Raw genomic sequence first — 13,943 nt, 5'->3', positions numbered from 1 at the left:
GGCACTTAGTGCTGCGTCGAGGTCGCTGCGGCCTGCTCGCCGTGCCCTTCGAACTTCTTGTTCGTGAGGTACACGAGCGACAGCACGACGATGGCGATGCCGACGAGGCCGACGAAGAAGCCCGTGAGGTGGGCCTTGGTGTCGCGGCCCGTCATTGGAGTTCCGGCAGTCATTGGGGGGTCCGGGAGAGAGTGGAGGCTCAGGCGACCCGAACGGTCACCATATGGTCGCGGTCGGTGAGCTGGTTCATCACGTCCAGCCCGGCGGTAATCTGGCCGAACACCGTGTGCACGCCATTCAGGTGTCGCGTGTTGGCCTCGCTGAGCACCATAAAGAATTGCGAGCCGCCGGTATCCTTGCCGGCGTGCGCCATCGAGAGGGCACCGACCTTGTGTGTCTGCGGATTGCCCGCGGTCTCGCACTTGATCTTGTAGCCCGGACCGCCGGTGCCCGGCGGGCCCTTGGGCGTGCCGCCGATCTTGGCGTTCGGGCAGCCGCCCTGCACCACGAACTCAGGGATCACGCGGTGAAAGCGGATGTTGTCGTAGAAGCCTTCGTTGGCAAGCTTCTCGAAATTGGCGACCGTGCCGGGCGCGTCCTTCTCGTGCAGCTCGGCGGTGATGGTGCCCTTGTTGGTTTCGAAGGTAGCGGTCTTCATAGCGAGACGTGAGACGTGAGACATGAGACGTGAGGACGAGCTCCCGAAATCTAGCACGAAGTCCCCCTCAAGTCTCCCGTCTCAAGTCCCCCGTCTGCCTACCGCCGCCTCGGCGGCGACGTCGCCACGAACTGATAGTACCGCGGCACCTTGCAGCCGTTGAGCTCGGCCGGCTCGAAGGTCCAGCGGGCGAGGGCGTTGCGGACGCCGGTGGTGAGCCAGGCGCTGGTGGACTCGATGACGGTGAAGGTGCTCATATCGGCCTTGCCGAGCGTGTCCACGAGCACCTCGACCTTGAGGCTCGACGAGCCGTCGCGGCGCAGCGCGCTGGCGGGCACGGGGCGGCGGATGGGCGGCGGGTTCATCTCCACCGGCGTCGGCACCTTCTGCACGTCGAGCCGCGGATTGAGCGCGGCGTCCTCGCGGGCGAGTTCGCAGGAATCGGCGGGCGCGGCGAGGAGCTGCGCGTTGCGGCTGCGCGGCTGGCTGGCGCAGGCCGCAAGCGTGGCGGCGGCCGCGAGCAGCGTCGCGGTCAACACGGTATGGCGGGGCATCACACAATCTCGGCGGAGGGGCAGATATCGGCCAGTGTACAGGCGCCGCACTTGGGCTTGCGTGCGTCGCAGGTACGGCGGCCGTGCCAGATCATCAGGTGCGAGAGCATCGTCCAGCCCTCGCGGGGGAAGAGCGGCATCAGCGCCCGCTCCACCATCACGGGGTCGGTCTCCTTGGTGAGACCGAGTCGCCCGGCGATCCGCTGCACGTGGGTGTCCACGACGACGCCTTCGTTGATGCCGAAGGCATTCCCGAGCACCACGTTCGCGGTCTTGCGCCCGATACCCGGCAGCGCGATGAGCGGTTCCATCTCGGCGGGCACCGTGCCGCCGTGCTCGCGCACCACGCCCTTGGCGAAACCCGAGAGCGACTTGGCCTTGTTGCGGAAGAAGCCGGTGCTCTGAATGACCTGTTCGATCTCCTCGCGCGGCGCCTCGCTGAGCGCCTCGGCGTCGGGCCAGCGGCGGAACAGCTCGGGCGTCACGAGGTTCACGCGCTTGTCCGTGCACTGCGCCGAGAGGATGGTCGCGACGGCCAGCTCGTAGGGATTGCGATAGTCGAGCTCGCAGTGCGCGTCGGGGTAGAGCGCGAGCAGCCTGCGATGGACCTCGGCGGCGTGGGCCTTGAGCGCCGCGCCGCGCTTTCGCGCTCGTCTCACGCCGACGCGGCGGCGCGGCGGCGGCGCGTCGCGAACTCCACGAAGGTCTCGGCGCTGCGCGTGTTGATCACGTCGTCCGGGCGCAGCCAGGCCTTGCGGGCCATCCCGATGCCCAGCGCCATATTCTCGAGGCCGTCCACAGAATGCGCGTCAGGGCCGATCTCGATCTTCGCGCCGTACTTGCGCGCCAACTTGGCGAGGCGCCAGTCGAGGTCGAGGCGGTGCGGATCGGCGTTCAGCTCCACCGCCACGCCGAGGCGTCCGGCCTTCTCGAGCACGGCGTCCATATCGATCGCATAGGGCTCGCGGGTGAGCAACAAGCGGCCCGTCGGATGCCCGAGCACGCTGATGTGCGGATCGTCGAGCGCCTTGAGCACGCGCTCGGTCATCTGCGTCTCGTTCATCCCGAAGCGCGAGTGCACCGAAGCGATCACGTAGTCGAAGCGGTCGAGCACCTCGGTGGGATAATCGATGCGCCCGCAGGGCAGGATGTCGGCCTCCACGCCCTTGAGCACGCGGAAGTCGGGGAAGGACGCGTTGATGGCGTCGATCTCATCGTGCTGCCGCGCCAGCGACTCCGCGTCGAGGCCGCCGGCGTAGAACGCGCTCTGCGAATGGTCGCTGACGCCGAGGTAGCTCCAGCCATAGCTGCGCGCGGCCGCCGCGAGCTCGGCGATCGTCGCGCCGCCGTCGCTGTACTGCGAGTGGCAGTGCAGCACGCCGCGGATGTCGGCGAGCGTGATGAGACCGCCGAAGCCTTCGCCCTCGGCTTCCGCGGCCTCGCCAAGCCCTTCGCGCAGTTCTGGCGGCAACCAGGGAAGGCCGATGGCGGCGTAGAGCGCCGGCTCGTCGGCCAGCTCGATCACGCGCCCGTCGGCACCGCGCAGCTCGTGCTCGCCGAGCGTGAGGCCGCGCAGCGCGGCCCGCGCGACGACTTCCTGCACGTGCGCCGCCGATCCGGTGGCGCGAAACCAGGCCACGGCGAACTCTGCCGCCGGCACGCAGTGCAGTTGCAGCCGCACGCCGTCCTCGAAGCGCAGGGCCACGTGCCGCGTGCCGCTACCGACCGAGTCGCGCACGCCGGGCATCCGGGCGAAGGCCGCCGCCACCGCCTCGGGCTCGCGCGCGCAGGCGGCGACGATGTCCAGGTCGCGCACCGTCTCGCAGTGGCGGCGCACCGCGCCGGCGATCTCGGCCCGCACCACGCCCGGCTGGCGCCGCACTGCCGCGAGGATGCGCTCGGCCTCGGCGCGGCCGTGCGGCAGCAGCACTTCGGCGCCGCTCTCCTTGAGCCAGGCGATGCCGCGCAGCACCTGCTCGGCCGTGCGCTCGCCGAAGCGCGGCAGCTTGGCGAGGCGCCCGTCGCGCGCCGCGTCCTCGAGCTCCTGCAGCGTGTCGATGCCGAGGCCTTCGTGGATGCGCCGGATGCGCGAGGGGCCGAGCCCGGGCACGCGCATCATCTCGAAGAGCCCTTCCGGCGTACTCTCGCGCAAGCGGTCCAGCAACTCGGCGTCGCCGGTCTCGCGCAACTGCTCCAGGACCTCCAGCACCTCCGGTGCGAAGCGACGCCGATCGCGCTTCAGCAGCTCCTTGAGCGCGCGCGGCTCGTCCGCCGCCAGCGAGCGCGCCGCATCGGCGAAGGGCGCCGGCACGGCTGGGTCCTCGCCCTGCAGCTCGAGCAGCGCGGCGATTTCGTGGAGGAGGTGGGAGGCGGTTTTGGAGTCCATTCTCGGACGGCTTGGACGGCTTGGACGAATGACGGATGACGGAAGCTACAAGCTAACAACTCCTCAGCCTTGGCTCGGTTCCTGCAGGCTGAGCATCCGTCCTCCGTCCCGCATTCGACGTCCGACGTCAGTCTTCCTTACCTGCGTGCTCCGACAGCGTGTCGATCAGCGTGTGGAGCTGCTTCTCGGTCAGGTCGATCTCCTGCGCCGCGCCTTCGACGTCGAGCAAGCCGGCGCGCATCGAGATCGCCACCTGGTTCAGGTAGCGGATCTTGGCGAGGATCTCGTCGGTGTGCTTGCGCAGGCCGAGGAAACGGCGCTTCTCGGCGAGGGCGCGGCGGTGGCGCTTGACCAACTCCTGCGGCGACATCCGCTTGGCGAGCGAGATCACTTCCTCGCGCGAGCGGCCGGGTAGGGGGCCGCGGTCGGGAAGGCCGAGGTCGTCCCAGGATTCGTCGGCGAACCACAGGCGACCCATATACTCGATGCCATCGTAGACGATGCGCACGGAGACGTTGTAGCGACGGCCCTCGGTCTCGATGGTCGCCACATACGGCTGGATGATGTCGTCTTGCGTCGCCATTCAGCGGGACGGTGAGGGCTCGGTGCGGTCGAGGAACTCCGCCAGCGCCGCAAAGAGCTGCGCTGGCTGTTCAACATACGGCACGTGGCCGCAGTCATCCAGCCAGACCCCCTCGGCCCCCAAGGCCTCGGCGCAGGCTTGTGCCGAGTCAAGGGGGATCGGGTCCTGCCGTCCGTGGACCACGAGGGCGGGCAGGCGGACCGTGCGCAGGGCGGGGAGGAGGTCGAACTCGCCCAGCGACTCCCAGACCGATTGCTGCACCCGTCCGGTGACCCGGAAGGGCGTGAGGTCGTGCGTGCGGGAGGGGTCGGCGAAGTAGCCGGCCACCGAGAGCTCGAAGGCGCGCTGCTTGTAGGCGTCCGGGTCGCGTTCGCGCAGGCCGCTGGCGGCGAGCTCGGCGCGCATCGCGGTGACGGCCTCGCCCTGCTGCCGCCGCGAGAACTCGGCTTCGAACTCGCCCCGCCAGGCGCGGGTCAGCGGTGCGGGATTGATCAGCACGAGCCGCGCTGGCGCGGGCGTGACCCGTCCAGCGGCGGCCTCGATGGCATAGAGCATCGCCAGCATCGCGCCCCAGGAGTAGCCGACGAGCGTCAGCGGACCCTCGTGACGCTCGGCGAGCACGGCGGCGAGGTCGGCCACGTGCGTCTGCCAGGTAATGGGCGTGCGGTCGTCGGTCTTGGAGCGTCCGCCGCCACGCTGGTCGTAGAGCAACACGTCGTGCGTGCGCGCGAGCTCGAGCATCTGTGGCAGCAAGTAGTCGTGGTGCGCGCCGGGGCCGCCGTGCAGCAGCATCAGGCGGCCGACGGGCGCGGGCGGCGCATAGCGGCACCAATACAGCGGCAGCGTCGTGCTGCTGGTGTAGCCGTCTTCGAGCGGCGGAGGGATCGGTGGCATCGGTTACAGGAAGCTACGCGCCACGCGGGCCGTGTTCACGTGGATGCGCACCGTGTCGCGCACATCGGCCGCGTAGCCACCGGCAATGGCGATCGCCACCGGCACCCCGACGGCACGGCAGGCCTCGAGCACCAGCGCGTCGCGGCGCATCAGACCGTCGAAGCTGAGCTTGAGCCGGCCGAGCGTGTCGCCCTCGAAGGGATCGGCTCCGGCCAGATAGAACACGAGGTCGGGCCGCGCTTCGGCGAGCACGCCAGGCAGCGCGGCGGCAAGACGTTCGAGGTACTCGGTGTCGGCGGTGCCGTCCTCCAGTTCAACGTCGAGGCGTCCGGCCACCTTCCGGAACGGGTAGTTGCGCCGCCCGTGCATCGAGAAGGTGAAGCAGTCGTCGTCACCGGCGAAGAGCGCGTGCGTGCCGTTGCCCTGGTGCACGTCGAGGTCCACGACGGCGATGCGGCGCGCCACTCCACGAGCGCGCAGGGCCGCCACCGCCACGGCCACGTCGTTGAGCACGCAGAAGCCCTCGCCGTGCGTGCGGAAGGCGTGATGCGTGCCGCCGGCGAGGTTCATTGCGATGCCCGCACGCAGCGCGTGCTCGGCGGCTTCGAGCGTGCCGCCGGCGGCCCGGAAGGAGCGCTCCACCAGGCCCTCGCTCCACGGGAAGCCCAGCGTGCGCTGCTCAGCTGCCGGCATCGTGCCCTGCAGCAGCCGCGCGATGTACGCCGGGTCGTGCACGCGTTCTACATCTTCCCGCGGTGCGCGGGAGGGATCGTGCAGCGCCGCCGGCGCCACGACGCCCTCGGCGAGCACGGCGTCGCGCAGCAGCGCGTACTTGGCGATCGGGAATCGATGCCCTGCGGGGAGGGCGATCACATAGTGCGCGCTCGACCAGCAGTGCAGCGTCAGCGCGCCGCTCCCTCGCCCCGGAACACGACGCCGCCCTTCATCACGAAGCTGGGGCGCTCGAGCAGCGTGACGTCGTTCAGCGGGTTGCCGGGCACGGCCACGAGATCGGCGAGCAGGCCGGCCCGGATGGTCCCGACGCGGTCTTCCCAGCCGAGCAGCTTGGCGGCGCTGGAAGTGCCGGCGACGATGGCTTCGATCGGCGTGTAGCCGCCCCACTGCACCATCAGCGTGAACTCGTGTCCGTTCTGGCCGTGGCGCCCGACGCCGGCGTCGGTGCCCAGCGCGACGGGCACGCCGGCCGCGCGCGCGAGACGGATGCCGTTGCGCATCGCGGCTGCGGCGGCGCGGGCCTTCTCGGCGACGTACGGCGGCAGGCCACCGGCGTCCGCGGCGCGCTCGACGGCTTCACCGGCCATCAGCGTCGGCACGAGATAGGTCCCGCGCTCGGCCATCAGGCGCGCGCCTTCTTCGTCGAGGAAGGAGCCGTGTTCGATGCTGGCTACGCCAGCGAGAACGGCGCGCTTGATGCCCTCGGTGCCGTGCGCGTGCGCCGCCACCTTGCGGCCCAGCGTGCGCGCCTCGGCGACCATCACCTCCAGCTCGTCCATCGAGTACTGCGACGCACCGATGCCCTGCGTGCCACCGGAGAGCACACCGGCAGTGGCGCAGGTCTTGATCACGTCGGCGCCGTACTTCACCTGGTAGCGCACGGCGCGACGCACTTCGTCCACGCCGTCGGCGATGCCCGTCTCCGGCGTGCCGTCAAAGAGGCCGGGTCGGTAGTTGTTCTCGTCGCAGTGCCCGCCGGTGATGCCCAGCGAGTGTCCGGCCACCTGCAGGCGCGGGCCGGGCACGTAGCCGCCGTCGATCGCGAAGCGCAGGCCGACGTCCTCGAAGCCGCCCGCCCCGACCATCCGCGCGCTGGTGAAGCCGGCCATCAGTGTCACGCGGGCGTGTTCGGTGCCGAGTGCGGCGGCGAAGCCCGGGTAGTCGCGCGGCGCGGCGTTGAACGCGTTCTTGTCCTCGATCTCGCGGCCGACGAAGTGCACGTGCATATCGATGAAGCCGGGCATCAGCGTGACGTCGCCGAGGTCGAGGCGCCGTGCGCCGGCGGGGACGCGCACGCTGCTCGCTGGCCCCACCGCGACGATGCGGTCGTCGGTCACGAGCACGATGCCGTTCTGGATCGGCGCGGCCCCCGTGCCGTCGATGATGCGCGCGGCACGGATGGCGACCGTGCCGCTGCCGGCGGTGGGGTAGTGCTGCGCGGTGAGGGGCGCGGCGGCGAGAAGGGCGGCGGCGAGCAGAAGGGTCGGGCGCATCGTGGTCGGGGCGGGGGTGAGGGGGTATGTTATGACGCACCGATGCCAGGCACCAGCCGCCGATGACCGACTCCGCGCCAACCCCGACCAAGGGAGCGCCGATCGCCCTGCGATTCGCACGGCTGGTCGCACGCGCGCACGCCGAGCCGGCGTCCGCGCCCGAGCTGCGCCCGGGCCTGCGCAAGTTGGCCAAGGCGCTCAAGAAGACATCGGCCAAGCTAACGGTACTCGCGGATGGCGCGCTCGCCGACGGCGAAACGCCGGTCGTCGCGGATGCCGAGGCCGACGCGGCCGCAGCGGCCCTGCTGGCCCAGCGCTTCACGGCGTACGGTGTGGAGCGGCTCACGCTGCAGTCGACGGCGACGGACGCGGATCTGTTCGACCTGGTGAAGTTGTTGGCCACCGTGCCGGATCAGTCGGATCCGGCGGCATTCTTTGCGGCGCGCTCCGCGGCGGTGGGTGCCAAAGCCGTGCCGCGCGTGCTGCGTGCGCGTGAGGCGACGGAGCCAATCACGGAAGCGCCATCTGCGAAGGAAGCGCCGTCGGTGAAGGAATCGGCGTCAGTCAAGGAGGCAGCGTCAGCGAAGGCCGTGGCTGCGGCCGACGAGAGTGCATCCGCACCCGAACCGGTCTCCGCAGAGCCCGCCAACGACCCACGCTCCGAGCGCCTCACCGAGGCGCTGGCCATCCCCGAGACCGGCGACGCCGAGCTGAAGTCGCTGTTCGCCACGCTCGCCGCCGCCGAGGCCATCGCCGACCTGCGCGCACCGCTCGAGCGCGTGGTGCACCGCGCCGATATGGCCTTCCGCACCGGCGACTTCGACACGATGCTGCAGGCGATGGCCGGTCTCGTGGCGATTGAGTTCACGCAGTTGGAGCGCGATGGCTCCGACGAGCGCCGCCGCGAGTTCGCGCACGCGGTGCGCAAGCTGGCCACGCCAGTCGTGCTGCGGCAGGTGGCCGGGATGCGCCGCCGCCTGGCATCTGACGCGGCTACCTCGCGGCATCTGCAGGCCATCCTGTATCGCTACGGAACCGACGGTGCTGAGGCGATGATCGACGAGTGGGTGAATGCACCGACGCCGGAGGCGCGGGCCATCTGCCTCGAGTCGCTGCGTAGGATGCGACGCACGCACGATGCGCTGTTCGAGATGGTCCGCAGCACCGACGACCTGCGCGTGCGTCAGGCCGTGGATTTGCTCGCGGCGCTCGGCGACGCGCGCGCTGAGCAGTTGGTGCTGGAGCAGTTGCGGCATCCCGACGCGAAGGTGCGGCGCAGTGTGGTCGCAGCCCTCGATCACTTTCCGTCAGTAGCGGTGCTGGATGCGCTGGGGGTGTCGTTGCTGGACGACGAAGGCGTGGTGCGGCTGCGCGCGGTGGCGGCGCTCGGTAAGCGCGGCGCGCCGGCGGTGAAGCTGCTGGCACCGCTGCTCGACACCGAGCCGGAGCGCGACGTGCTCTACGCCGCCATCGCGGCGCTCGGGACGGTGGGCACGCCCGACGCGGTGCAGGCGCTCATCCGCTGCGCCAACGGTGAGGTGCTGCACCCGAAGCATCGCGGCGCGGGCTTCCGCCTGCAGGCCTGCGCGGCGCTGGCGCTGGTGCGCACGCCGCAGGCGATGGCGGCAGTGCAGATGTTGCGCGACGACCGCGACCGCGAAGTGCGCGAAGGGGCGATGCGGCTCGTGGCGCAAGCCGCGCGGCGCGGCACGACGGCCGTCCGCGCGGTGGATGCGTCGTAGCGCGGCTTAGCGCGCCGTAAAGTCCGTCTGCGCCGTCACCGCGCGGCAGGCCGCCGCGATCAGCGCCGCCGCGTGATCGAGGTCCGCCAACGACACCATCTCGTTGGGCGAGTGCATATACCGGTTGGGAACGCTGAGCAGCGCCGTCGCCACGCCTTCGCGCGCGAGATGGATGGCATCGGCGTCGGTGCTGGTCTCGCGACCGGCGGCGTGCAGCGTGAACGGGATCCGCGAACTCTCGGCCGTGTCGCGCAGGATGCGGAACGCCACCGGCGAGATCACCGAGCCGCGCGTAAGCACGGGCCCGCTGCCCAGCGGCGAGTGGCCGAGTTCCTTCTTCTCGACGCCGGGATGGTCGGTGGCGAAGGTCACGTCCACCACGATCGCCATCGCCGGGTCCACCCGCTGCGCGCCCACCAGCGCACCGCCGCCGCGGTAGGCGATCTCCTCCTGCGTCGTCGCCACCGCCACCACCCGCGCATCGCCCGGCTCGGCGGCGTAGCGCCGCAGCGCCTCGAGCACCACGAAGGCGCCGATGCGGTCGTCGATCGCGCGCGAGACGATGCGGTCGTTCGGGAAGTCGAGCGTGCGCGAGTCGATCACCCCCGCGTCGCCGATGGAGAGCACCGCCTCCGCCTGCGCCTTGGTCGTCGCACCGATGTCTACCCAGAGGTCGGTGAACTTGGTCGCCTTCTCGCGCTCGTCAGGCTTCATCAGGTGGATCGGCTTCTTGCCGATGGCGCCGAGCACCTCGCCGTCGCGGCCCTGGAATCGGATGCGCTGGGCCACGAGCACCTGCGGGTCCCAGCCGCCGATCGGCGCGATGTACACGAAGCCGTCGTCGTCGATGTACGTGACGATGACGCCGATCTCGTCGATGTGGCCAGCGAGCATAATCGTCGGGCCGCCCTTGGCGTTGACGACCGCCATCGAGTTGCCGTGCACGTCGGCGTGGACATCGTCGGCGAAGGACGTGGCCTGCGCGCGCCACACGGCGGCGGCGGCGGATTCGTAGCCGGAGGGGCCAGGCGTGTCGAGCAGTTGCTTGAGGAAGGAGACGGATTCAGGCGTGAGCATCGGGTCCTCAGCTGGGGCGAACCGCCGGCAGCACCGCGCGTGCGAAGGCGGGATCCACCGGCGAGAATAGGTCGGGGTTGAACAGCCGCGCCATCACCTCAATGCCATCCACGAGCCGCGGCCCGGGGCGCGAGGCGAAGGCATTGGCATCGAGCGCGAACACGCTGCGGCCCTGCACCCACTCCCAACCCGGCAAGGCCAGCAGTCGTTCCGCTTCGTCGGCGGCGCGCGGGAGGTCGTAGCCGCAGGGCGCAATGAGCAGGATCTCCGGGTCGGCGGCGCGCAGCGCATCGAGTGTGGTGACCACCGAGTGTTCGCCGGGTACGGCGAGCACGTCCCTGCCGCCGGCGCGCCCCACCATCTCGGGTACCCAGTGGCCCGCGGCGTAGAGCGGGTCGCCCCACTCGATCACCGCCACGCGCGGACGCGGCGCCTTGGCCGCCTTGAGCGTCTCGTGCACGCGGCGCATCCGCATCCGCGCGCCGGCCTCCCACTCGCTGGCCTCGTCGCTGAGCCTGAGTGCCGCGCCCACCGCCGCGATGTCGCCGAACACGCCGTCCAGCGAGGTGGCCGAGAGCGTCAGCACCTGCGGGACGGGCTCGAGGCGCGCCGCCAGCGCCCGCACGTCGGTTTCCATCACCGCACAGACTTCGCAGAGTGCCTGCGTGAGGATGAGATCCGGCCGCAGCGCGCGGATGCGCGCCTCGTCCAACGTGTACAGCGGCGCGCCCTCGGCCGTGATGCTGCGCACCTGTGCATCCACCGCGCCTGGTGCGGCGTCGGCATCGACGGACGTGCGGGTGACCCGCGGCAACGTCGCTACCGGCGCCGGATGATCGCAGCAGTGCGTGACGCCGACGAGTTGCTCGAAGCCCCCCAGCGCGGCCACGATCTCGGTCGCGCTGGGCAGCAGCGAGACGACGCGCATCAGCGCTCGATCCTGGGAATGGGGAGGATCGTCAGCGTGAACGTGAACAGCAGCAGGCCGAGTGCCAGGGAGCTGACGGCGCCGCCAATCATATAGAGCACGATGCCGAACAGCGCCGCGCCCTCGCCGAAGGCCCAGCCGACGATGAGCAACGACGTCTTCTGCTGTGCCGTCGCCGCCGACTCGACCCTGCCGCGGATCAGCACGGCGACCACCGCAGCCAGCGCCGCCGCGCCCCAGAACACATAGCGCAGCATCTCGAGCGCCGCGGCGTCGACGTTGCCGACCATCTCTGCCCCGCGGAAGTACGAGAACGCCGCGAAGCCGAAGACGCCGAGGATCAGCGCCGTGCGGATCAGGAAGAGATTGCGTGCCATAGAATCACTTCCTCTCGTAGACGCTGCGGCCGCCCACCCAGGTGGACAGCACTTGGGTGGCGAGGAGGTCCTCGGCGGCGATGCGCATAATGTCCTGGTCGAGCACCACGAAGTCGGCGCGCTTGCCCGGCGTCAGCGAGCCCAGCTCGGATTCCTGGAAGCCGGCGTAGGCCGCCCACAGCGACATCGAGAGCAGGGCCTCCTCGCGCGTCATCCGCTGCTCGGGATACCAGCCGCCCGCGGGCCAGTTGTTGGCATCCTGCCGCGACACCGAGGCCTTGAAGGAGAGCAGCGGGTTCACGTACTCCACCGGGAAGTCCGACCCGTTGGGGATGATGACGTTCGACGCGATCAGCGAACGCCACGCGTAGGCGCCGCGGAGGCGCCCTTCGCCGAGCCGCGTGCCGGCCCAATACATATCGCTGGTCTGGTGCGAAGCCTGCATCGAGGGAATCACGCCGAGCTGCGCGAAGCGCGGGATGTCGTCGCTATGCAGGATCTGCGCGTGCTCGACGCGGAAGCGATGGTCGGCCGTCGGACGGGCCTTGAGCGCGCCTTCGTAGGCGTCGAGCACCAGCCGGTTGCCGCGGTCGCCGATGGCGTGCGAGTTCACCTGGAAGCCGGCCACCAACGCGCGATCGGCCACCTCGCGGATGTGCGCCGCCGGCGAGACAAGCAGGCCGGTGTTCTGCGGGTCGTCGCTGTAGGGCTCCAGCAGCGCCGCGCCGCGCGAGCCCAACGCGCCGTCCTGGTACAGCTTGATCGACCGCACCCAGAGCGTGCCGTCGTAGCCGCCGACGAGCGGGCCGCGGCGGAACCAGGCCTCGATTGTCGGCGCGTGGTCCGAGATCATCGCGTACAGGCGGATGTTGAGCTTGCCCTCGCGGCCCAGCTCCTCGTAGAGCTCGAGCGTCTGCGCCGAGGCGCCGGCATCGTGCACGCCGGTGAGGCCCCAGCGATGCATCTCGGCGATGGCGTCCTCGAGCATCTCCTTCACCTGCGCCCGTGTCGCCGGCGGAATCACCGCCGACACCAGGCGCTGGGCGTTGTCGATGAGCACGCCGGTGGGATTCCCCTGCGCGTCCTTGATGATCTCTCCGCCGGCGGGGCTGCGGGTGCTGCGCGTGAGACTGGCAGCGCGCATCGCCGCGGCGTTGGCGATGCCGGCGTGTCCGTCCACGCGCGTGAGCATCACCGGATGGTCGGGCACGGCGCGCGACAACGCTTCGTGCGTGGGCCAGGAGGTGTTGCCCCAGTCGTTCTGGTCCCAGCCGCGGCCGAGGATCCACTCACCCTTGGGCGTTTCCTTCGCGCGCTCCACCACGCGGGCGACGACTTCATCAAAGGACCGCGTCTCGAACAGATCCACCGACTGCAGGCGCTGGCCGAGGCCGAGCACGTGCGCGTGCGCGTCGGTCATTCCGGGGATGACGGTCTTGCCCTGGAGGTCCAGCACGCGCGTGGCGTTGCCGACAAGGGCGCGTGCGCCGGCGGCGTCGCCGGTGAACACGACGCGGCCGTCGCGCACGGCCATCGCCGCGACAATCGGGCGCGCCGCGTCCGCAGTATAGATGCGGCCGTTGAGCACGACGATGTCGGCCGGGCGTGCTTGCGCCCCCAGCGAGGCGGTGACGAACGCGAGCAGTGCCGCAAGGCGTAGGAATGTGACTGGGCGTGACATAGGCGAAGTCATCGGAGTGAGGCGTATCACGGGCCCGCGGTGACGCGGACGCGTGCTGGAACACGGGCATTCACGAATGGTATTGCAGGACGGCGGCGTTCGCGCTGCCGGATCCCCCCATCCATCAGGAGCACGGAGAAAAATGTACATCCGGTTCACGGCGACGTTGTGCGCCATCGGACTACTGTTGACGACCTCGCTGGACGCCCAGGACAGCACCCGCAGCGGCGAGACGGCCGCCGAGGCCCGCGCCCGGATGGCGCGCCGCGCCGCCGGCCTGCTCGTCGGCCCCTGGGACCTGCGCGGCATCACGCCGCCGAATGGCGTCGAGGCGTCCACGATGCCGATGATCACCGTGTACCTGCGCAAAGGCCTCGATGCTCGCCTCGCGATGGAGAACGGCGTCGGCGTCTGGCGCCGCGTGCAGACCACGCCCCCGACTGGCGGACTCGGCGGCACGCCGGGCGAGGAAGTGCAGAGCTGGGTCGTCGCGCAGACGACCAACATCCGCTTCTTCCCGGCCACTGACGCGGGTGCGACCTTCGAGCCCTGGCTGCTCGGCGGCGCCGGCTTCACGCTGGGCATCGACGACCGCGAGACCAGCGGCGGCGGCATCCTCGGCGGCTCGGCCGGCGGCTCGGGCGTCGGCATCGTGCCCGGCTTCTCGCTGCAGGGCGGCGTCGGCGCGGAGTGGTGGTTCAGCAACTCGCTCGCGCTCACCCTGGGCGGTCGCTACCAGTGGACGCGCTTCCTCCAGGACTTCGGCGGTGAACGCACGTATCAGGGTCCGGTCCTCGAGGCGGGCTTCACCTACAAGTTCCAGTATCGCTAGCTA

The 13,943-nt window shown here is 70.5% G+C and carries 15 protein-coding genes; 2 read left to right on the top strand and 13 right to left on the bottom strand.

Annotated elements, in window-relative coordinates; genetic code table 11:
- Positions 1 to 5: 5 nt before the first annotated feature.
- The 9 genes from KF689_12135 to KF689_12095 all read right to left on the bottom strand — a co-directional run bounded on the left by KF689_12135 (position 6) and on the right by KF689_12095 (position 7,303).
- Entirely contained in the window at positions 6 to 155 is a 150-nt protein-coding gene (locus tag KF689_12135) for a hypothetical protein (GenBank protein ID MBX3134120.1), read from the bottom strand.
- 44 nt (positions 156 to 199) lie between these two features.
- Entirely contained in the window at positions 200 to 658 is a 459-nt protein-coding gene (locus KF689_12130; protein MBX3134119.1) for a peptidylprolyl isomerase, read from the bottom strand.
- Between the two features lie 98 nt (positions 659 to 756).
- Positions 757 to 1,212, bottom strand: a complete 456-nt coding sequence (locus KF689_12125) for a hypothetical protein (protein ID MBX3134118.1) — start codon at positions 1,210 to 1,212, stop codon at positions 757 to 759.
- A complete protein-coding gene (gene nth, locus KF689_12120; protein MBX3134117.1) occupies positions 1,212 to 1,871 on the bottom strand; it encodes an endonuclease III in 660 nt (219 codons plus the stop codon). The genes KF689_12125 and nth overlap by 1 nt, the downstream gene beginning before the upstream one ends.
- The gene (locus KF689_12115) at positions 1,868 to 3,598 is read right to left on the bottom strand and encodes a hypothetical protein (GenBank protein MBX3134116.1); all 1,731 of its coding nucleotides are present in this window, start codon (positions 3,596 to 3,598) and stop codon (positions 1,868 to 1,870) included. The genes nth and KF689_12115 overlap by 4 nt, the downstream gene beginning before the upstream one ends.
- 127 nt (positions 3,599 to 3,725) lie before the next feature.
- On the bottom strand, positions 3,726 to 4,181 hold the full coding sequence (locus KF689_12110; GenBank protein ID MBX3134115.1) for a hypothetical protein: 456 nt from the start codon (positions 4,179 to 4,181) through the stop codon (positions 3,726 to 3,728).
- The gene (locus KF689_12105; GenBank protein ID MBX3134114.1) at positions 4,182 to 5,075 is read right to left on the bottom strand and encodes an alpha/beta hydrolase; all 894 of its coding nucleotides are present in this window, start codon (positions 5,073 to 5,075) and stop codon (positions 4,182 to 4,184) included.
- Positions 5,076 to 5,078: 3 nt separating this feature from the next.
- On the bottom strand, positions 5,079 to 5,975 hold the full coding sequence (locus KF689_12100) for a histone deacetylase (GenBank protein MBX3134113.1): 897 nt from the start codon (positions 5,973 to 5,975) through the stop codon (positions 5,079 to 5,081).
- Between the two features lie 2 nt (positions 5,976 to 5,977).
- Positions 5,978 to 7,303: an amidohydrolase family protein gene (locus tag KF689_12095; GenBank protein MBX3134112.1), complete on the bottom strand. Its 1,326-nt coding sequence runs from the start codon at positions 7,301 to 7,303 to the stop codon at positions 5,978 to 5,980.
- Positions 7,304 to 7,365: 62 nt separating this feature from the next.
- On the opposite strand from KF689_12095, the gene KF689_12090 reads away from it, so the two are divergent.
- Positions 7,366 to 9,045 carry a HEAT repeat domain-containing protein gene (locus KF689_12090; protein MBX3134111.1) on the top strand — a complete coding sequence of 560 codons (1,680 nt, stop codon included), beginning with the start codon at positions 7,366 to 7,368 and terminating at the stop codon, positions 9,043 to 9,045.
- A gap of 6 nt (positions 9,046 to 9,051) precedes the next feature.
- Here the strand turns inward: KF689_12090 and KF689_12085 are convergent, their stop codons facing one another.
- From KF689_12085 to KF689_12070, 4 genes are read right to left on the bottom strand one after another with little or no spacing between them, the layout of a single operon-like run.
- Positions 9,052 to 10,122 carry a M42 family metallopeptidase gene (locus KF689_12085; GenBank protein MBX3134110.1) on the bottom strand — a complete coding sequence of 357 codons (1,071 nt, stop codon included), beginning with the start codon at positions 10,120 to 10,122 and terminating at the stop codon, positions 9,052 to 9,054.
- A gap of 7 nt (positions 10,123 to 10,129) precedes the next feature.
- Positions 10,130 to 11,050 carry an ABC transporter substrate-binding protein gene (locus tag KF689_12080; protein MBX3134109.1) on the bottom strand — a complete coding sequence of 307 codons (921 nt, stop codon included), beginning with the start codon at positions 11,048 to 11,050 and terminating at the stop codon, positions 10,130 to 10,132.
- Positions 11,050 to 11,427: a hypothetical protein gene (locus tag KF689_12075; GenBank protein ID MBX3134108.1), complete on the bottom strand. Its 378-nt coding sequence runs from the start codon at positions 11,425 to 11,427 to the stop codon at positions 11,050 to 11,052. Before KF689_12075 ends, KF689_12080 begins: the two co-directional genes overlap by 1 nt.
- A 4-nt stretch (positions 11,428 to 11,431) precedes the next feature.
- Entirely contained in the window at positions 11,432 to 13,108 is a 1,677-nt protein-coding gene (locus tag KF689_12070; protein MBX3134107.1) for an amidohydrolase family protein, read from the bottom strand.
- Between the two features lie 142 nt (positions 13,109 to 13,250).
- Between KF689_12070 and KF689_12065 the strand changes: the two genes are divergently transcribed.
- On the top strand, positions 13,251 to 13,940 hold the full coding sequence (locus KF689_12065; protein MBX3134106.1) for a hypothetical protein: 690 nt from the start codon (positions 13,251 to 13,253) through the stop codon (positions 13,938 to 13,940).
- Positions 13,941 to 13,943: the final 3 nt, after the last annotated feature.

It is taken from the genome of Gemmatimonadaceae bacterium (assembly GCA_019637355.1).
GTDB lineage: Bacteria > Gemmatimonadota > Gemmatimonadetes > Gemmatimonadales > Gemmatimonadaceae > Pseudogemmatithrix.
Note: the sequence above shows the minus strand (reverse complement) of the source record. Positions and strands in the feature narration are given on the sequence as shown.

Excerpts from the sequence above, each read along its gene's own strand:
- KF689_12135 (MBX3134120.1), bottom strand. The coding sequence starts at position 155 with ATGACGGGCCGCGACACCAAGGCCCACCTCACGGGCTTCTTCGTCGGC.
- KF689_12130 (MBX3134119.1), bottom strand. The coding sequence starts at position 658 with ATGAAGACCGCTACCTTCGAAACCAACAAGGGCACCATCACCGCCGAG.
- KF689_12125 (MBX3134118.1), bottom strand. The coding sequence starts at position 1,212 with ATGCCCCGCCATACCGTGTTGACCGCGACGCTGCTCGCGGCCGCCGCC.
- KF689_12115 (MBX3134116.1), bottom strand. The coding sequence starts at position 3,598 with ATGGACTCCAAAACCGCCTCCCACCTCCTCCACGAAATCGCCGCGCTG.
- KF689_12110 (MBX3134115.1), bottom strand. The coding sequence starts at position 4,181 with ATGGCGACGCAAGACGACATCATCCAGCCGTATGTGGCGACCATCGAG.
- KF689_12105 (MBX3134114.1), bottom strand. The coding sequence starts at position 5,075 with ATGCCACCGATCCCTCCGCCGCTCGAAGACGGCTACACCAGCAGCACG.
- KF689_12095 (MBX3134112.1), bottom strand. The coding sequence starts at position 7,303 with ATGCGCCCGACCCTTCTGCTCGCCGCCGCCCTTCTCGCCGCCGCGCCC.
- KF689_12090 (MBX3134111.1), top strand. The coding sequence starts at position 7,366 with ATGACCGACTCCGCGCCAACCCCGACCAAGGGAGCGCCGATCGCCCTG.
- KF689_12085 (MBX3134110.1), bottom strand. The coding sequence starts at position 10,122 with ATGCTCACGCCTGAATCCGTCTCCTTCCTCAAGCAACTGCTCGACACG.
- KF689_12080 (MBX3134109.1), bottom strand. The coding sequence starts at position 11,050 with ATGCGCGTCGTCTCGCTGCTGCCCAGCGCGACCGAGATCGTGGCCGCG.
- KF689_12075 (MBX3134108.1), bottom strand. The coding sequence starts at position 11,427 with ATGGCACGCAATCTCTTCCTGATCCGCACGGCGCTGATCCTCGGCGTC.
- KF689_12070 (MBX3134107.1), bottom strand. The coding sequence starts at position 13,108 with ATGTCACGCCCAGTCACATTCCTACGCCTTGCGGCACTGCTCGCGTTC.
- KF689_12065 (MBX3134106.1), top strand. The coding sequence starts at position 13,251 with ATGTACATCCGGTTCACGGCGACGTTGTGCGCCATCGGACTACTGTTG.